The 18411-nt window shown below is 60.0% G+C and carries 4 protein-coding genes; all 4 read left to right on the forward strand.

The features are described 5' to 3' along the window. Nucleotides 1-592 precede the first annotated feature (592 nt). The 4 genes from DT070_RS11635 to DT070_RS11645 all read left to right on the forward strand — a co-directional run bounded on the left by DT070_RS11635 (nt 593) and on the right by DT070_RS11645 (nt 18411). The gene (locus DT070_RS11635; protein WP_304608928.1) at nt 593-2806 is read left to right on the forward strand and encodes a type I secretion system permease/ATPase; all 2214 of its coding nucleotides are present in this window, start codon (nt 593-595) and stop codon (nt 2804-2806) included. Continuing rightward, a complete protein-coding gene (locus DT070_RS11640; protein WP_228778514.1) occupies nt 2803-4437 on the forward strand; it encodes an HlyD family type I secretion periplasmic adaptor subunit in 1635 nt (544 codons plus the stop codon). The genes DT070_RS11635 and DT070_RS11640 overlap by 4 nt, the downstream gene beginning before the upstream one ends. Before the next feature lie 111 nt (nt 4438-4548). After that, nucleotides 4549-4986 carry a hypothetical protein gene (locus DT070_RS21340; RefSeq protein WP_153976388.1) on the forward strand — a complete coding sequence of 146 codons (438 nt, stop codon included), beginning with the start codon at nt 4549-4551 and terminating at the stop codon, nt 4984-4986. Between the two features lie 2157 nt (nt 4987-7143). After that, nucleotides 7144-18411 carry a putative Ig domain-containing protein gene (locus DT070_RS11645; RefSeq protein ID WP_164483748.1) on the forward strand — a complete coding sequence of 3756 codons (11268 nt, stop codon included), beginning with the start codon at nt 7144-7146 and terminating at the stop codon, nt 18409-18411.

An 18411-nucleotide genomic window follows, 5' to 3' on the forward strand; every position in this document is an offset into this window, starting at 1 on the left:
CCAGACGCGGCTGGAAGAACATACACACCCAGCAAGAGCCATCAGCCGCGAATCAAGAATGCGCCTTATTAAATGGCGTTGCAAGCGGCAGGGTCAAAAAACTAGCCGGAACCAACCACGACTAGCCTCGACGAGGTACGACGAAGCACAAATGCATTGAATCCTTTTGTGTGACATTTTGAAAACCAAAAATGCGGAAGCAGCTTTTAGATTTAAATGCCGCTTTTTACGTGACTGTCTTCATCCATTTAGAGGATTTTTCGATGCAAATTTTCGATGCGTCACGTCGAAATTTCAAAGGCCTCTAAGCATATTCCGTATTGCCAAATCAATGCAGAAAATAAGCGCGCTTTCGATAATTTTGAAGACTGAATGAGATACAGTTCGGAACAAATTCAGAGGGATTGCGCCTTGCACTTTAGGCGCTTTTTTGGATGCAAAACAACAGCAACAATTGGGGGGACTTGGTGCGCGGCATGCATGCAGCCGCGTGCGTGCCGTCGGCATCGCCTTCGATGCCGAACCCGGTTGAGCTGCAAGGCCGGAGCTTCAATTGACAGCTGCCGGCGCGGTGCCCCAGGACGTTTCCCCGCTGCTGGCCGCACCTGCGCCGGGAGGCGAGCAGCCTGCCGCCCCTGCCGCACACCATGCGCTGGCGGCCCTGTGCCTGGTGGCGCGCTTTCACCAGGTCGCGGCAGACCCCCAAACACTTGCCCATCAGCTGGGCGTATCGCCCAGTGACAACGTAGACGCGAGCATCCTGCTGCGCGCCGCCAAGCACCTCGGCCTCAAGGCCAAGCTGTCAAAGTCCAAACCTGATCGCTTGAAGCTGGTACCGCTGCCGGCGCTTGCCTTCCTCAAGCCTGCGGACGATGCCGGCGGCGACGCGCAGATGCGCACCGTGATCCTGGCGCAATGCGACGGCCAGCGGGTGCTGTTCCAGGATCCGGCCACACCCTCGAACCGGCCGACGATTGAATCGGTCGATGTGTTTGCCGGCCAATGGACGGGCGAGCTGATCCTCATCACCAGCCACGCCGCCCTCGCGGGTGAGCTGGCCAAGTTCGACTTCTCCTGGTTTGTGCCCAGCCTGGTGAAGCACCGCAAGCTGCTGGGCGAGGTGCTGCTCATCTCTTTCATGCTGCAACTCTTTGCGCTCATCAGCCCGCTGTTCTTTCAGGTCGTGATGGACAAGGTGCTGGTGCATCGCGGCCTCACCACGCTCGATGTGCTGGTCATCGGCCTGGTGGTCGTTGTCATGTTTGAAAGCCTGCTCAACGGCTTGCGCGCCTATGTGTTCAGCCACACCACCAGCCGCATCGACGTAGAACTGGGCGCGCGGCTCTTTCGCCACCTGGTGCAGTTGCCGCTGGCGTACTTTCAGGCGCGGCGCGTGGGGGATTCGGTGGCGCGTGTGCGCGAGCTGGAAAACATCCGCAGCTTCCTCACCGGCAACGCGCTCACCGTCGTGCTCGATGTGTTGTTCTCGGTCATCTTTATCGCGGTGATGCTGTTTTACAGCGTGCCGCTCACGCTGATCGTCATGGTCAGCCTGCCGCTGTACTTTGGCCTCAGCCTGGCGGTGGTGCCCATCCTGCGCCAGCGGCTGGATGTGAAATTTGCGCGCGGCGCCGAGAACCAGTCCATGCTGGTGGAGACCATCACCGGCATCCAGACCGTCAAAGCCAGCGCGCTGGAGCCCAGCTTCGGCAAGCGCTGGGACAACCAGCTCGCCGCGTACGTGAGCGCCAGCTTCAAAACGCAGAATCTCGCCACGTGGGCGCACGAAGGCATCAACCTCATCGGCAAGCTTGTGAACGCCGCCACGCTCTGGTACGGCGCGCACCTGGTGATGAACAACGAGCTCACCGTCGGCCAGTTTGTGGCCTTCAACATGTTTGCCCAGCGCGTGGCCCAGCCCATCATGCGCATGGCCCAGTTGTGGACGGACTTCCAGCAAACCGGCATCTCCGTCGCGCGGCTGGGCGACATCCTCAACACCCGCACCGAAGTGCCGCCCACCAGCGCCGCGCAGCTGCCGCCCGTCAAAGGCCGCATCACGCTGGACAACATCGTCTTCCGCTACCGGCCCGAGGCCCCGCCCGTGCTCCACGGCATCAGCCTGGATGTGAAGCCCGGCGAGATCATCGGCATCGTCGGCCGTTCAGGCTCCGGCAAAAGCACGCTGACCAAGCTGGTGCAGCGCCTTTATTCCCCCGAAGGCGGCCGCCTGCTGGTCGACGGCATCGACATCAGCCTGATCGACGCTGCCCAGCTGCGCCGGCAAGTGGGTGTGGTGCTGCAGGAAAACCTGCTCTTTAACCGCAGCGTGCGCGAGAACATCGCCATCACCGACCCGGCCGCGCCGATTGAAGCCGTGGTGCGCGTGGCGCAGCTGGCCGGTGCGCATGAATTCATCAGCGAGTTGCCCGAAGGCTACGACACGCATGTGGGAGAGCAGGGCTCATCGCTCAGCGGCGGGCAGCGCCAGCGCATCGCCATTGCGCGTGCGTTGTTTACCAACCCGCGCATCCTGATTTTTGACGAAGCCACCAGCGCGCTTGATTACGAGAGCGAAGCCATCATCCAGCGCAACATGGCCCACATCTGCAAGGGCCGCACCGTGCTCATCATTGCCCACCGCCTGAGCGCCGTGCGCCATGCGCACCGCATCATCGTGATGGACAAAGGCAAGATCGTCGAAGCCGGCCCGCACGATGCGTTGATCCAGAAGCCGCAAGGCCTGTACGCCCACCTGTGGCAGATGCAGGACGGCAAGCAACCGACGGAAGGGGCCTCGGCATGAGCCGCCCTGAAGACAACAAGCCGTCCGCACTGGAAGGCGTGCCGGCGACCGTCAGGGCCGAGGCCCCGTCCACGGCCGGTCCCAGCACCCATCAGATGGAGCAGACAGCCGCCAAGGTGGAAGACGTCACCGCCAAAGGCGAAGCGCCCGCAGCCGCACCCGAGGCGGCTGCCGTGCCCGACAAGCCCGTGCATCCCGTCATCGCGCTGCTCGCCCGCTACCGCGCCATCTTCGCCGCTGCCTGGGCGCACCGTGACGAACTGGCCGGCCCGCGCCGCCTGAGCGATGAAGCCGCCTTTTTGCCCGCCGCGCTCAGCCTGCAAGACACGCCGGTGCACCCAGCGCCGCGCCGCCTGGCCTACACCATCATGGCGTTGTTTGTGATTGCGCTGGTCTGGTCCATCTTCGGCAAGATCGACATCGTGGCCGTGGCCCCGGGGCGCGTGGTGGTGAGCGAACGCACCAAACTCATCCAGCCGCTGGAGAACAGCGTGGTCAAGGCCGTGCTCGTTAAAGACGGCGACCATGTGGTGGCCGGCCAGCCCCTGGTGGAGCTGGACCCGACCGCCGCCAGCGCCGACAAAACCACCGCACACGACCAGCAAAAAGCCGCCTTGTCCGAAGTGCTGCGCACCCGCGCCATTCAGCAGGCGCTACAAAATTTGCAGCAGCATACCCAGGCAGGACCTGGGCTGCAGGCCAAATACATGCCTGAGTTTCCCAAAGAATGGTCTGCGGCCGAGACTGCCGCCGCGCAGGCACAGTTGCAAGGCGAATGGGGCGACGTGACCGCCAAGCTCGCCAAACTCTCATCCGAGATCAGCCGCCGCCAGGCCGAGATCGTAACCGCGCAGGCCGTTGTTTCCAAACTCGAAACCACCGTGCCCATGGCCCAGGCGCGTGAGACCGACTTTAAAAAGCTGGTTGACCAGGGCTACATCTCAGGCCACGCCACGCAAGACAAAACCCGCGAACGCGTTGAGCTTGAGCGCGACCTGGCTACCCAGCGCGCCAACCTCCTGCAAACCCAGGCCACCCTGCGCGAAAGCGAAAACAGCCGCGCCGCCTACCTGGCCGAAGTGCGCCGCACACTGTATGAACGTGAAGCCCAGGCCGACCTCAAACGCCAGCAAGCCACACAAGAACAAGCCAAAGCCACCCAGCGCGAAAACCTCACCACCCTGAAAGCGCCCGTCGCCGGCGTGGTGCAGCAGCTAGCCATCCACACGACAGGCGGCGTCGTCACCGAAGCCCAGGCCCTGATGATCATCGTGCCCGAAGCCGCGCAAGTCACCGCCGAAGTCACGCTAGAGAACAAAGACATCGGCTTCGTAAACGCCGGCCAGGACGTCGCCGTCAAGCTCGAGACATTTCCCTTTACCCGCTACGGCACGGTGCCCGCCACGGTAAAGCTGGTGACAGCCGATGCAGTCAACGACGAAAAGCGCGGCGCAATTTTCCCCGTCACGCTGACCCTAAATACCAAACAGATCGACATAGACGGAAAGATGATCCAGCTCGTCCCCGGCATGAACCTGACCGCAGAGATCAAGACCGGGCAGCGGCGCGTGATTGAGTATTTGTTGAGCCCGATTCAGAGGGCTGGTAGTGAGAGTTTGAGGGAGAGATGAGCATGAGTACGGCGATGAAAAACGGCTGTTTCAAGGCAGAGCTTAAAAGGTCTGACCTACGCAGGCGAAGCAGTTTTTCGGTAAATACGTCATCGGTTTTTGGGTAGCTTAATGAAGTTATTTGAAGATATAAAACCGGGGCATGGAAACGGCCTAGATGCAGACCAACTGTTCCGAAAATTTCGCGCAAAAGAAACCGTGGCGCTGCTATGTGGGTGCTTGGTTATATGCGCCGCTGAAGTAATCCACAGAATTTACTTTTCGCAAGCGTTCAGTATTTGGAAGGTGCGGGGTGCTTTCATTCCGCTCATATCGATTCTCTCGATATCAAGCATGCTGATGTCTAGTTCACTGCAAAAAGAGCTGAACAAAAAGAAATTTCCGAATCCAGTAGAGCAACAGGTACTTTGCATCCGTCAGTTAATTGATCGTGACGATCCTGAGGCATGGAGACTTTTTTATCTAATTGCTCGAATGGCCCGGGTGTTCATGTTCAGCTTTGGATTAATCGCAACTATTTGCGTGTTTTCGATATTTTTTTCGTATTAATAGTTAGGAGCGGAAGTGGCTATTCCAATATCTAAGTCTCCCTCGGCGAACGCCGCCAACAATTTCGTGGAGTCCTTTAAGGGCTTCTACGATATTTGGGTAAATCCCAACTCCTCTGCTATCGAGAAGCAAGCTGCAGCAACTGCTCTTGCTAGTTCGTTGGTGGCGGCCGCAGGAGTTGTCAGCAAGCACCCGGCTTTGACCTTTGGCGGGGGGTTTTTAGCGGGCGCTGGTTTGGCGAGCTCCGTTATTCAGCTTCGAGAGGCAATAGATCTTTGGGTGGTGGCCAGAGGAGGCGTTGATCAGGAGGCGCGTGAGAAAGCCTTTATGAATCTGTTGGATAAGAGCGTGGCTACCGTTGGGAGCTTTGGTGGCGCGGTCGCCGCCGTTCCCGGTCTACAGGTTGTGGGATTAACGGTCTGGGGTGTCGCTGTAGTTGGTCAAGAAATTTTGGGCGAAGTGAACGGTACGGGTGGACCCGTCGGAAACGCTGCGAGGGGGATGATGGATTGGGTTGAAAAGCAACTTACATACACCAATCCGTATGATTCTGTTGGGACAATTCCCTATTACGGTCTAGGTGGAGCTGTTGGCGAGGGACTCATTTACAACACCATGACAGCCAGCCAATACATAGCCATGGGCTTGTCTCCTGGGGGGTATCGAATTGAGCCCGGCAAAGCAACGGAGTCTTGGGCTCGCAATGCTGATGGGACTATTGATAAGAACACTCGAATAATTGCCAGCAAAGACGGCAATGGAAATTATGAGACGTGGAGAATTTCGGGAAACCTAGATGCTGGTACGTTTCGCGCGATTAAATTCATTCAGGACGCCAGCGGAAAAGTAATTGATGCCGAAATTCAGTATCAAAAAGTCCCCGGGGGTCAACTAGTCAGTACTGCCAACGTTAGTGGTGCTCCAGTTGCCCCTCCAATACCCGTCAAAACCTATTACATCCAAACTGACCCTGTGCCAGGCATGCAAGGGTGGAGTACCGCAAGTACTCTCGACAACCAGACTGGGGCTTCAACATCGCGTGTGTTGAATGTCTCTGGGGATGTTGTGCTCTCCCAAGGCGTTGGACAAACGTTGGTCCGTGATCCTGCTACCGGTGTGTTTGTATTGACCACCACAAGTACAGGCGCGCAGGAATTCTATGACCCTTTCAGCGGCCAACGTGTCTTTGTGCAGGGTGATGGCTCGGGGATGGTGGTAGGAAAAGGGGTTGATGCCAACGGATATCCGAACGCCGACATATATTTTGGTGCGGGGGAGATGATTAAAAATAGTGACAACAGTGTCACTATTACCCGTGGCGGTGGAAGTGCGACGATCACATTGTTTGCTCCCGATGACACTCGGGCTGTTTCGGCTCTCACCAACAGTGGTGCAGTTGTCACCGAGACATACACCCGTGCAGGAGCCTTGGTCAAAACATCGATACAAGACACGTTCTATGAAAATGACGGAAGTCATTCCACCTCAACAATCGTGGATTTCGCTGGAGGTTTGAGGGTACTTCAGGCGACGATTTATGACAAAAATGGTGCTCAGACAGATTTTCGACAACAGGAAATTGCCGCTCAAAACGCGGCATACACCGCGCAACAACTTCAAGATGCGTTGTATGGTGATGCGGCGAATTTTCTGATTGCACTTCACGCTAAGAACAAGATCGGTGTATTACTTGCGGGCGCCAAGTTGGCCGTGGATTACGGCCGAACAGATCCACAGCAGGCTACAGAGTTCGACAACTTTTTGGGTGGTGTGGGTAGCGCAGTGGGGGTGCTCGGTGCCTTGCGAGGCTTGAAGTCCGACAACGTTCTGACGCAGGTCAACAGTGCTGTCAATCTGCTTAGTAGCGCTAATGCATTGGCCGGGCAATTAGGAGCAACCTACGGCTCAGGTGCTGCCGCTGTTAAAGGCTTTTTGAGCCCAGACTCCCTTCGTTTAATGGGGCAGATCGGTGCCGTGCTGAGCATCGTTAATTTAGTCAACCTGGGTGACATGCTCGAGCATGGTCAGTATGGATCAGCTGGTGCCGCATTAGCTGGTGCCTATAGTGCTCTGGGTTCATTTGGTGGCACCGCTGCAGTGAGTGGAGTCGGTGGAACGCCAGGACTTTTTGGAATTGTTCCGTTTGAGCCCTACACAATGGCAATCATTATTGTTGCGTCCATTGTTATTGACGGACTCCTTGCCGACGACGAAGAGCCGCCTCCGCCGCCGCCCATCGGTGAGGCCGTCTTCAAACGCCTGGCCGATGGCAGCTTGGGCTACGAGATTCTCAACGCCGCCAACGGTGGCGTCGAGATTTTGACGGTCAAAATGGATGCCTTACTGGCCAAGTTGAGCGTGCAGATTGGCCAAGCCAACAACGGTAATACCGATCCCGATCTTGCGCTCGCGTTGATTGCAAGCCGAATGCCCAAGATCAGCATCCAGAGCTGGCCCAGCAAAACCGACAATTTGGTCAGCAACTTCTTCTTTGTGCTGGAGCAGATTCACCCGCAGACGGGTGAAAAAATGTACAGCGGTGTGGCGCGGCAAGATATCGTGGATCACTACGCTGAAGCGCTGGTCACGCCCGAGGCGATTGCCAACCAGTGGCAAATCAACCACCTTACGGCCAAGTTTGGTTCCGACGAAGCCAACTGGAAGACTGAGGGCCAGTGGCTGTCGGCCATGAGCCCCATCGAGCAGCAGCGCCGTGCTCTGCAGCAGGCGCTCTCGGAAGCCAATGCGGCGCTCGAAAGCGCGAAGAAATCCAATCTTGTGCTTGGCAGCTGGGTGTCTCTCGGTGCCGTTACGGGCAATGTGGCAGAGGGCGCAGCCAATCAGCCTGGCGTGGCCAGTGCGGCCGAAGCTGCTCTGGCTGTCGCCATGGCGGCGCTGAAAGCTTTTGAAGTGCAGAACCCGAGCGGCCCGCAACTCGCGGCGCACATTGTGGATGCCGGCATTACTGATCCGGCATTGCGTGCGGCTGCCATTGAAAATGCCTCGCGCCAGTGGCTCAAAGTCATTGCTGTTGACCTTGGCGGTGATGGCGTTACCAAGACGGCGTTGCCCAATGTCGTCAAACAAGACTACGACAGCCTGCAAAGCGACGGCGTGGCGCGCTTTGATGCGGACAACGACGGCTTCCGTGAGGCGACTGAATGGATTGCACCTTCGGAGGCCATGCTGGGCATTGACCGCGACGGTAACGGCTTGATCGACACGGCCAGCGAATTGTTTAACGGTGTGAGCACACCGTTTGACCAGCGCGGCCTGGCCAGCTTGAAGTACTACGACAGCAACAACGACGGCAAGATTGATGCGTCGGACCCGGTGTACAAGCTGCTGCGTTTGTGGATCGACCTGAACGGCGACGGCAGTGCCGGCAGCATGGAAATTTATGACCTGCAGATGCGCCACCCGGGCGTGGACATGGCGGCATTGCGTGCGCGGCTGGATGCGGCGGGGCAGGCTGCCATGGACGCGCTGGCTGGCAGTGCTGTGCAGTCGATTGACCTGACGACCTTCAAGCTGCGTATGGCGGATGGCACCGATGCACAAGCCAACGACGTGGGCCTGCAAGCCCAGACAGAAGGCATTGCAGTGGTGGTGGACCAAGCCACGCAGAACGTCAGCATCCTGCATGAAAACGGCTTGCGTGAAAACTACATCACGCTGGTGCAGGACATGAGCGTGCTGCTGGAGTTGCAGAACGCCAACATCACTGCGGCACGCCGTGCAGAGCTCGAGGCCCTGGCTGTGCGCTACGGGCTCAACACGCAATCGGCTGATTTCATCAATGTGGTGAAGAGCCTGCGCGCGGGCGGCGAGAACATCGGCGCCAGCGGCATGGCGATCTACATTGGCGACAGCGATGTCTGGGTTGACCAGAACGTCCGCCAGCGGCTGGAGCAGATGCGCTTCAGCTTTCATGCGGCTTCGACAGTGGGCGGATCCGACGTGTTTGGCACGGCCCATTTCAGCCCGCCGGTGTGGGCTGGACCGAGCACCGACACGCCTGTCTTTAACGACCAGTGGGCGCTGAGCCATCACGTCACGAGCGGCGAGGTCACCAGCGACACGGCCACCGCAGGCCCACCCACGCCGCCAAACCCCGAGCAATGGGTGCTGCCTACCGACGTCTACACGCTGGACTACGTCGTCAAGGGCGCGCAGCTGGGCGGTTTGGTGACGCAGCAGGCGGTGATTGCCAGCAATGCCGCCACGCCCGGCGCGCCGGCGCAGACCATCCAGGTCTACACCACGGCTGCGCCCACTTCATCCCTGGGTACCGTTACGGTGGCGGGCCGGGAAGACGAGCAATTCGCTTTTGGCTATGAGCAGCTTGAGCAAGAAGCGCGCACGCTGATTGCCGGCGCCACGCCTTACACCACGGTGCGCCTGCTGGGCGTGCGCGAGGTTCGCCACGGCTATGTCGAGGTCGACGACGTAACGGGGCGCATCCGCTTTATTGGCGATGCCAATTACTTCGGCACCGAGGCGGGCTTTAGTTACGCCGTCATGGACGGCCAGGGCCAGGTGATGGAGCGGCGCATCAATTTCAACCTGACCGAAGTTAATGACGCACCGACGCTGCTTGGTGAAACCATCCAGGCGCAAGAAGATGTGCCACTGCTGCTGGATGCAGCCACCTTGCTGGCCAACGATACGGACCTGGAAGGCGACACGCTCACCATCATCGGTATTGGCCGTGTGGGCATGGGCCGCGCCGAGCTGCTGGCCAACGGCCAGATCAGCTACAAGCCGCCCATGGACTTGTATGGCGTTACCGACACCATCGAGTACATCGTGCAAGACTCGCGCGGCGCAAGCGCTGTGGCGGTGATCAAGATCAAGCTGACAGCGGTCAACGATGCGCCCACGGTGGTCAGCGAAGTGATCCGCAATGCCAAGGAAGACACCAACCTGCGCATCGACGCAGCTTTGCTGCTGGCAAACGACTTTGACCCCGATTTCAATGCACAGGCCGGCGCTGCGCCGCTGCGCATTACGGCAGTGGGCAATGCCGTCCATGGCCAGGCCTTTGTCGACAGCAACGGGCAGATCATTTTTGTGCCCGATGAAAACTTCAATGGCACAGCCACGTTTGAATACACAGTGACGGACGATACCGGGCTGTCGACTGTCGGCAAGGCTGAAGTGGAAATCGACGCCGTCAATGACGTGCTGCGGGCCTTTGGGGAAGTCATTGCCAGCAATGAAGACGAGAAGCTCGTCATTGATCCGGATTTGTTGCTGGCCAATGAAGAAGACGCCGACATCCAGCGCGGCGAGCAGCAACGCCTGATGGTGGTGGCGGTCGACCAGGCCGTCAACGGTACGGTGTCGCTCGAAGGCGGGCACATTGTCTTTACGCCCACTTCCAATTTCTCGGGCGAAGCCAGCTTCCGCTATACCGTCAGCGACGGTGCGGGTGGCCTGGCGCAAGCCATAGCCAAGGTCAATATCGCGGCCGTCAACGATGCGCCAACTTTGCTCAACCGTGCCTTCCAGGGCACGGAAGAAACGCCTCTCAATATTACCGTCGACCAGTTGCTCGCGGGTGTGGTGGACGCAGAAGACGGCACAACCGGCCTCAGCTTCGTGGAGGCCCGTAACGTGGTGGGCGGCACGCTGGAGAGGACCGGCGATACCTTCACCTTCACGCCGGGCGCCAACTTCACGGGCGCGGCGCATTTTGACTACGTGGTGCAGGACGCCCAGGGCGCCGAATCCGTGGCGGTCGTGACGATGAGCTTTAACAACGTCAACGACGCACCGGTGTTTGTGGCGGGCAGCCATCTGGCGAAGACTGGCCAGGAGGACCAGGAGGTTCGCATCTCGCTGTCGGCCCTCAAGCAGATGTTTGTGGACGTGGATGGCGATGCCATCACGGTGGACACCGCCAACCTGGTGGCTGTCAACAGCGGCGACACCATCCGCTTTGACGCGCAGACGCAGGAGATCGTGTTCAAGGCCAAGGCGAACGCCAATGGCACGCGCCAGTTTGACGTACGGGTGCAGGACTCGAACGGGGTTTACAGCGCCTACGAGCGGCTGGACATCGGCATTCAGGCCTTGAATGACGCGCCCATCGTCAACGCCGTGGGCTTCCAGATGCTGGAAGACGGTGGTTATAACGACCCCGGCCTGCAGGCCTGGAGCTACATCTCGTACAGCAGCCTGCTCTCGGGCTCCAGCGACGCGGAAGGCGACGTGCTCAGCATCCTGAGTGCCGCCAATGGCCGTACCCTGGACGGCCGCCTGGTGAATATTGTGAACGATGCGGCCAACAACCGTGTAGGCATTCTGGCGCCGCTGAACTACAACGGGGCCATCACCTTCGACTTCGCCGTCAGTGACGGCCACGGTGCGCAGGTGTCCCAGAAGGCTTACGGCAATGTGGTTGCCGTGAATGACTTGCCGACGGCGAGTATTTCCTTTCTGACGAGTGGCGGCTGGACCATTCCATTCGGCCGCGCGTATTACCGTCTTGACACCTACGATGTAGAAGACGGGTATGGCAACTCGGCCGTGACGATTGAGCGCCACCCCTTGTGGGGTAACGTGGCTCAGGGCGTGACGCTGGGTTATCAGGACACGGTGCTGGACGAAAACGGGATGGTGTTGACGGAAGGAGGCTGGATAGAGACGGCGGCCGCCGCCAACTATTTCTCGCTCCCCGCCATCATCGTGGGGCAGAGCCAAAACGATTCGGTCACATTCCGCGTCACGGATTCCCAGGGCGGGTTCAACTTCAGGTCGGTGAGCTTCGCCCTCCAGGGCTACGACCCGGTGGTGATTGACCTGGGTGGGGACGGACTGGAGTTTCTGGACATCGATGAGAGCAATGTCTCCATCACCCGAGACGGCGTCGAAAAAAATGTGGCGTGGATTGGCGCTCAGGAAGGCATCCTGGCCTGGGACCATAACCACGACAACCAGATCAACCAGCCCGACGAAATTGAGTTCTGGTCGCACGTGAATCCGCAGGATCCGGCCCGGACCGATTTGCAAAGCCTGGCAAGGGTGGAGTTCGACGCCAACCAGGATGGGAAGTTTGATGCGTCGGATGCGAAGTGGTCCGAGTTCAAGCTTTGGCGCGACTTGAACGGCAACGGTGTCAGCGATGCAGGCGAGTTGCAAACTTTGGGAGAGGCCGGCGTGAAGGCCTTGTACCTGAACGCGAACGTGCTGAATCGCCGCTATGGTGAAGATGTGCTGGTGCGCGGCTACACCCGGGTTGAGATGACCGACGGCCGCATGTTGCAGGCCGGTGACGTGCAACTGGGCATTGAAGACCCGGACGAGATTTCCGGAACCAACCCGCCCGCGTCGGGGCAGGATGCCGAGGTCATTCCCGTGTCGAACGCGCAGGCCCTGGCGCAACAGCAGCAGCAAGCCCAGGCCGCAGCAATGCGTGCCGGCTCGCCCGAGTTCAGCGGCGCCCTGCATGACCACAAGGTGCTGACCGGCCAGGCCTACCGCTACGTGCTGCCGGAGGCGCTTTTCGCCAACCTGGCTGCCGGTGCGCAATACACCGTCAAGCTCGCCAGTGGCCAGCCGCTGCCGGCCTGGCTGCATTTTGATGCGGCCACGCGCACGCTGAGCGGATCACCCACTGAGGGGCAGCTCGGCGAGTGGACGATCAAGGTTGTCGGAACGGACGCCAGCAATGCCACCAATGCCGGCGTCATGACGCTGGAGGTCGCGCAGTTCAACCAAGCGCCTGTTGAGTACGGCCATGTGCCGACGCAGTATGCCGACGAAGACCAGCCGTTCAGCCTGGAGATTTCTTCCAACTTCTTCATCGACAAGGACGTGCGTGACCAGTTGCGCTTCAGTGCAACGCTGGCAGACGGCTCTGCCTTGCCTTCCTGGTTGCACTTTGATGCGCAGAGCATGCGCTTCTACGGCACGCCCGGTGGCAGCCAGGCCGGCGCCATTGAAATCAAACTGACCGCTGCTGACGAGGCCAATGCCACGGCAAGCACGCTCTTCAAGATCGTGGTCAGCGGTATCAACGATGCGCCCTACCTCGCGGGCACCGTGCCCACCATTGGCCTGACGGCGGGCATCGCCAACAGCTTCGTCCTGCCGCAAGACCTTTTCGCCGACCAGGATCTGGGTGACGTTCTGCAAGTCGCGGTATCCGTTGCCGATGGATCGTCGTTGCCGGCATGGCTGGTCTATGACGCCGCCACAAGAACTTTCTCGGCGAACCCAACCGCGGAGCAGATTTCGGCGCCGCTGCAACTACGCGTGACTGCTACCGATCTGGCGGGCGCAACGACGTCGACTTTGATCACCGTGGCTTCGATGATTCGGGGCACGGGCGGTAATGACGTGCTGGTCGGTTCTGCCTACAGCGAATACGTCTGGGGAGACGACGGCAACGACCTGCTGGACGGTCAGGCCGGCGCCGACCGGCTGATTGGCGGCCTGGGCAATGACAGTTATGTGGTGGATGCGCTCGACACCGTGGTGGAGCGCGCCAACGAAGGTGTCGATACGGTCTTCTCTGCGGGAAGCTGGACTTTGGGCGACAGCCTGGAGAACCTGACCCTGACAGGCAACGCGGCCGTCAATGCGACCGGCAACAGCCTGGCCAATGTGTTGACCGGCAACAGGGCCTCCAATATCCTGGCAGGCGGTGCAGGCGACGACGTCTATATGTTCGGTTTTGGCAGTGGACAGGACACGCTGATTGAGCTTGCCGAAACGGGTGTCAGCAATGACATCGTTCAGTTCACCGCCGGAGTGACGGCCGACAAGGTGTGGGTGAGCGCTGACGCCGACTACGTGTATTTGAATTTGGTGGACGGCACAAACCGCCTGGCCATCCAGCGCGTTGCGGATGGCGGCATCGGGATCGAATCAGTTCGTTTCGTCGACGGTACCCAGTGGGACCAGGCCTCTGTGATGTCCAGGATCGTGCCCAATCCGGCGCCTGTGTCTTCCGCACCCACGCACCAACGGGTGGCAACCGAAGACCTGCTGTTTGAAGACACATCTGCCTGGTTCAGCACCAGCTCGCCAGGCTTGACTTACTGGGCGACGCTGGCCAATGGTGGCGCCCTGCCTGCGTGGCTGGTGCTCGATGCGGCCACCGGAAAATTCAGCGGCCTGCCGCAGAATGCGGACGTAGCGGCCTTCGAGATGCGGCTGTATGCCAAAGATAGCTACGGCGCCGTCAGCAGCACCTTGATCCAGTTCTCGGTCGCCAACGTGAATGACGCACCGACGGCGCAGGCCTTGCTGAATCAGCAGCGTGCAAAGAACCAGGCGTTTACCTACGTGCTGCCAGTCGATACTTTCGTCGACGTGGATGCGGGTGACGTGCTGTCCCTCGAGGCGACTCGGTCCGACGGAACACCCTTGCCGTCATGGCTGGCATTCAATGCCGCAACCCGGACTTTTTCGGGAACACCGCCCGCCAATGCCGACGAGACGATTAAGTTGGTGATCAAGGCGACCGATCTCGCGGGGGCTTCGGTGGCGACAGGTTTGCAGTTCGATATCGGAAACAGCATCGCGGGGACCGCTGCGGCCGAAACACTGACGGGCACCGCAGAGCGCGACCTGATCAACGGTCTGGCCGGAAACGACGTGCTGAATGCCGGGGCAGGGAACGACTTGCTGGATGGCGGTGCCGGTGCGGACACGCTGTATGGCGGCGCGGGCAATGACGTCTATGTGGTCGACAACGCCGGTGACGTGGTGGTGGAAACCACAACGACGACGACCTATGTTGACCAGGGGCAATACGTCACGACCTACGTCGACCATGGCCAATACACCACCACATACGTGCCAACAGGGAGAACTTTGTATGCCGTTTACTACGATGAAAGTGGAACCCCGACTTATTACTATGAGCAGGTACGTGACATAGAAGGAAACCCCATCGGGGTACTCATCGGACCTGAAATGGTTGCACAAACAGTGTGGGTGCCCAATGTAGTGGCGCAAACCGTGTGGGTACCCAACGTGGTGCCGCAGACCACAGTCTCCGACTCCGGGGGTGTGGACACGGTGAACAGCTCGGTGGCCTTCGCTTTGGGCGCTAATCAGGAGAACCTGAACCTGACCGGTGATGCCGCCATCGGCGGCGCGGGCAACGCCCTGAACAATGTGCTGACGGGCAATGCAGCCGGCAATTCGCTGATGGGCTGGGGCGGTGACGACACGCTGGACGGCGGCGCCGGTGACGATGTCCTGGCCGGCGGTTTGGGCAATGACCGCTACATCTTCGGCCGCGGTTATGGGCACGACATCATTTCGGATGTCGACACAACGGCGGGCAATATTGATACGGTGGTGATCAAGCCGGGCATCGCCGCCAGCGAGGTCACGGTGTCGCGCACGGCGACCCAGATGGTGCTGAGCCTGGGCGCCTCCGACCAGTTGTCAATCGACTGGAATGTGGCCACCGGAAACCGTATCGAACGGGTAGAGTTTGCGGACGGAACGGTCTGGACTGCCGACGACCTGCTGCGCATGAGCAACCGCGCACCGACGGTGGGTACGCTGGCCGGCCAGAGTGCAACGGAAGATGCTGCATGGAGCTTCACGGTACCCATGGGCACTTTTGCGGATCTCGATGCGGCCGACGTGCTGAGCTACACCGCAAGCCTGGCCAGCGGCGCTGCCCTTCCGTCATGGCTGTCGTTCAATGCGGCGACCCGCACCTTCAGCGGAACACCTCTGAACGCCAACGTGGGTGTGCTGGCGCTGAAGGTGACGGCGACCGACACGCAGGGGGCTGCGGTCAGCGGCACGTTTGACGTGACAGTGGCCAACACCAACGATGCGCCGACAGTGCTCACCGCTTTGCAGAACCAGCAGGTCAACGAGGACGCCGCCTTCAGCTATGTTGTGCCGGCAGGAACATTTGGCGATGTGGATGCGGGCGATACGCTGAGCTATAGCGCCAGCTTCGCCAATGGTGCCGCACTGCCTTCCTGGTTGGCATTCGACGCGGCGACGCGTACTTTCAGCGGTACGCCGCTGAATGCCCATGTCGGCACGCTGGCGCTCAAGGTGACTGCTACCGATACGGCAGGCGCGACGATCAGCAGCGCATTCAACGTGACGGTGACCAACACCAACGACGCGCCGACGCTGCTCGCCGCTCTGCAAAACCAGCAGGTCAACGAAGACCAGGCCTTCAGCTATGTTGTGCCGGCCGGAACGTTTGGTGATGTGGATGCGGGCGACGTCTTGACATACAGCGCCAGGCTGGCCGATGGCTCCCCACTGCCTTCATGGCTGGCGTTTAACGCGGCGACCCGCACTTTCAGCGGTACGCCGCTGAATGCCCATGTGGGCACCGTGGCGCTTCAGGTGACTGCCACGGACACGGCAGGCGTGGCGGTTAGCAACGCCTTCAACCTGACGGTGGTCAACACCAACGACGCACCGACGGTGCTCGTTCCCTTGCAAAATCAGCAGCTGGCCGAACTGCAGGCCTTCAGCTATGTTGTGCCCGCAGGCACCTTTGGTGATGTGGACTTGGGCGACACCCTGAGCTATAGCGCAACGCTGGCCACCGGATCGGCATTGCCTTCATGGCTGACCTTCAACGCGGCGACGCGAACGCTGTCCGGGACACCACCGGATACGGCGGCAGGCATTCTGGGTGTATCGATCAAAGCAACCGACAGCGCTGGTGCTTCCGTCAGCGCGGGATTGTCATTGGACATCGCCAATGTGATCACCGGGACCGCTTCCGCAGAGACCCTGACCGGCACAACCGGCCGGGATTGGCTCTATGGTCTGGTGGGCAACGACACGCTCAAGGCAGGGGCAGGCAACGATATGCTCGATGGCGGCGTGGGCGCGGACGTGCTCGACGGCGGCTCGGGTGATGACGTGTATGTCGTCGACAACGCGGGGGATTCCGTGGTTGAAACCACGACAACGACGACGTATGTTGACCAGGGGCAATATGTCACCACCTATGTGGATCAAGGCTATTACGTGTACACCGAAAGCGGCTACGACGAAAGCGGACAACCGGTGTATGTGCAGAGCTGGGTCTCCGTCATGGTGCCGCAGACCTACTGGGCGCCCAATGTGGTGGCGCAGACCACGGTGTCCGATTCGGGAGGCATCGATACGGTCAATGCTTCCATCGCGTATGTGCTGGGAACCAACCAGGAGAACCTGACGCTCACGGGAACCACGGCCATCAATGGCACCGGCAACGCGCTGAACAATGTGCTGACCGGCAACGCCGGTGCCAACACGCTGGACGGCGGCGCCGGCGCCGACACGCTGGCAGGTGGCGCGGGCAATGACCTTTATCTCGTCGATGCTTCGGACACCGTTGTCGAAGCGGCCGGCGAAGGCACGGACACCGTCAACGCAAACTTCAGCTACACGCTGGGCGCTAACGTGGAAAACCTGGTGCTCACAGGAACTGCGGCCATCAACGGCACCGGCAACGCCCTGGACAATGTGCTGACCGGCAACTCCGCGGCGAACACGCTGAACGGAGGCGTCGGAGCCGACACGCTGATTGGCGGCGCCGGCAACGACATCTATATCGCCGATGCTTCCGATACGGTGGTCGAAAACGCCAACGAAGGCACTGACACAGTCAATGCCGACACCAGCTTTACGCTGGGTGCCAACCTGGAGAACCTGACACTGACGGGAACGGCCGCCGTTAACGGCACGGGCAACACGCTGAACAATGTGCTGACGGGCAACACTGCCGCCAATGTGCTGGACGGCGGCGCGGGGGCCGACACTCTGGCCGGCGGCGCTGGCAACGACACCTATGTTGTCGATGCTTCGGACACGATTGTCGAAAATGCCAATGAGGGCACGGATACCGTCAACGCAGGCTTCAACTACACGCTGGGTGCAAACCTGGAGAACCTGACGCTGACGGGCAGTGTGGCTGTCAATGGCACGGGCAATGCGCTGAACAACGTGTTAACGGGCAACAGTGGCAACAATAGCCTCAACGGCGGTGCTGGCAACGACACCCTGGACGGCGGCTCGGGCACCGACACGCTCGAAGGCGGTACCGGCAACGACAGCTACCTGCTGGGACGCGGCTCGAACGTGGACACGATCAACGAGAACGACGGCACGGCCGGAAATACCGACTCCGTGACCTTCCTGTCCTCGGTTGCCATCGACCAGATCTGGTTCCGCCAGGTCAATAACGACCTGGAGGCCAGCATTGTGGGCACCGACGATAAATTCGTCATCTCCAACTGGTACCTGGGTGCGCAGTACAGGGTGGAAGAGTTCAAGACTACCGACGGAAGCAAGACGCTGTTGGCCAGCCAGGTGCAGAACCTGGTGAGTGCGATGGCTGCTTTCTCTCCGCCGGCGGCAGGGCAAACAGGCCTGCCTGCCAATTATTCAACCGCGCTCGCGTCGGTGATCGCCACCAACTGGCAGTAA

Origin of the sequence: Polaromonas sp. SP1 (assembly GCF_003711205.1) — a bacterium.
Lineage (GTDB): Bacteria > Pseudomonadota > Gammaproteobacteria > Burkholderiales > Burkholderiaceae_C > Polaromonas.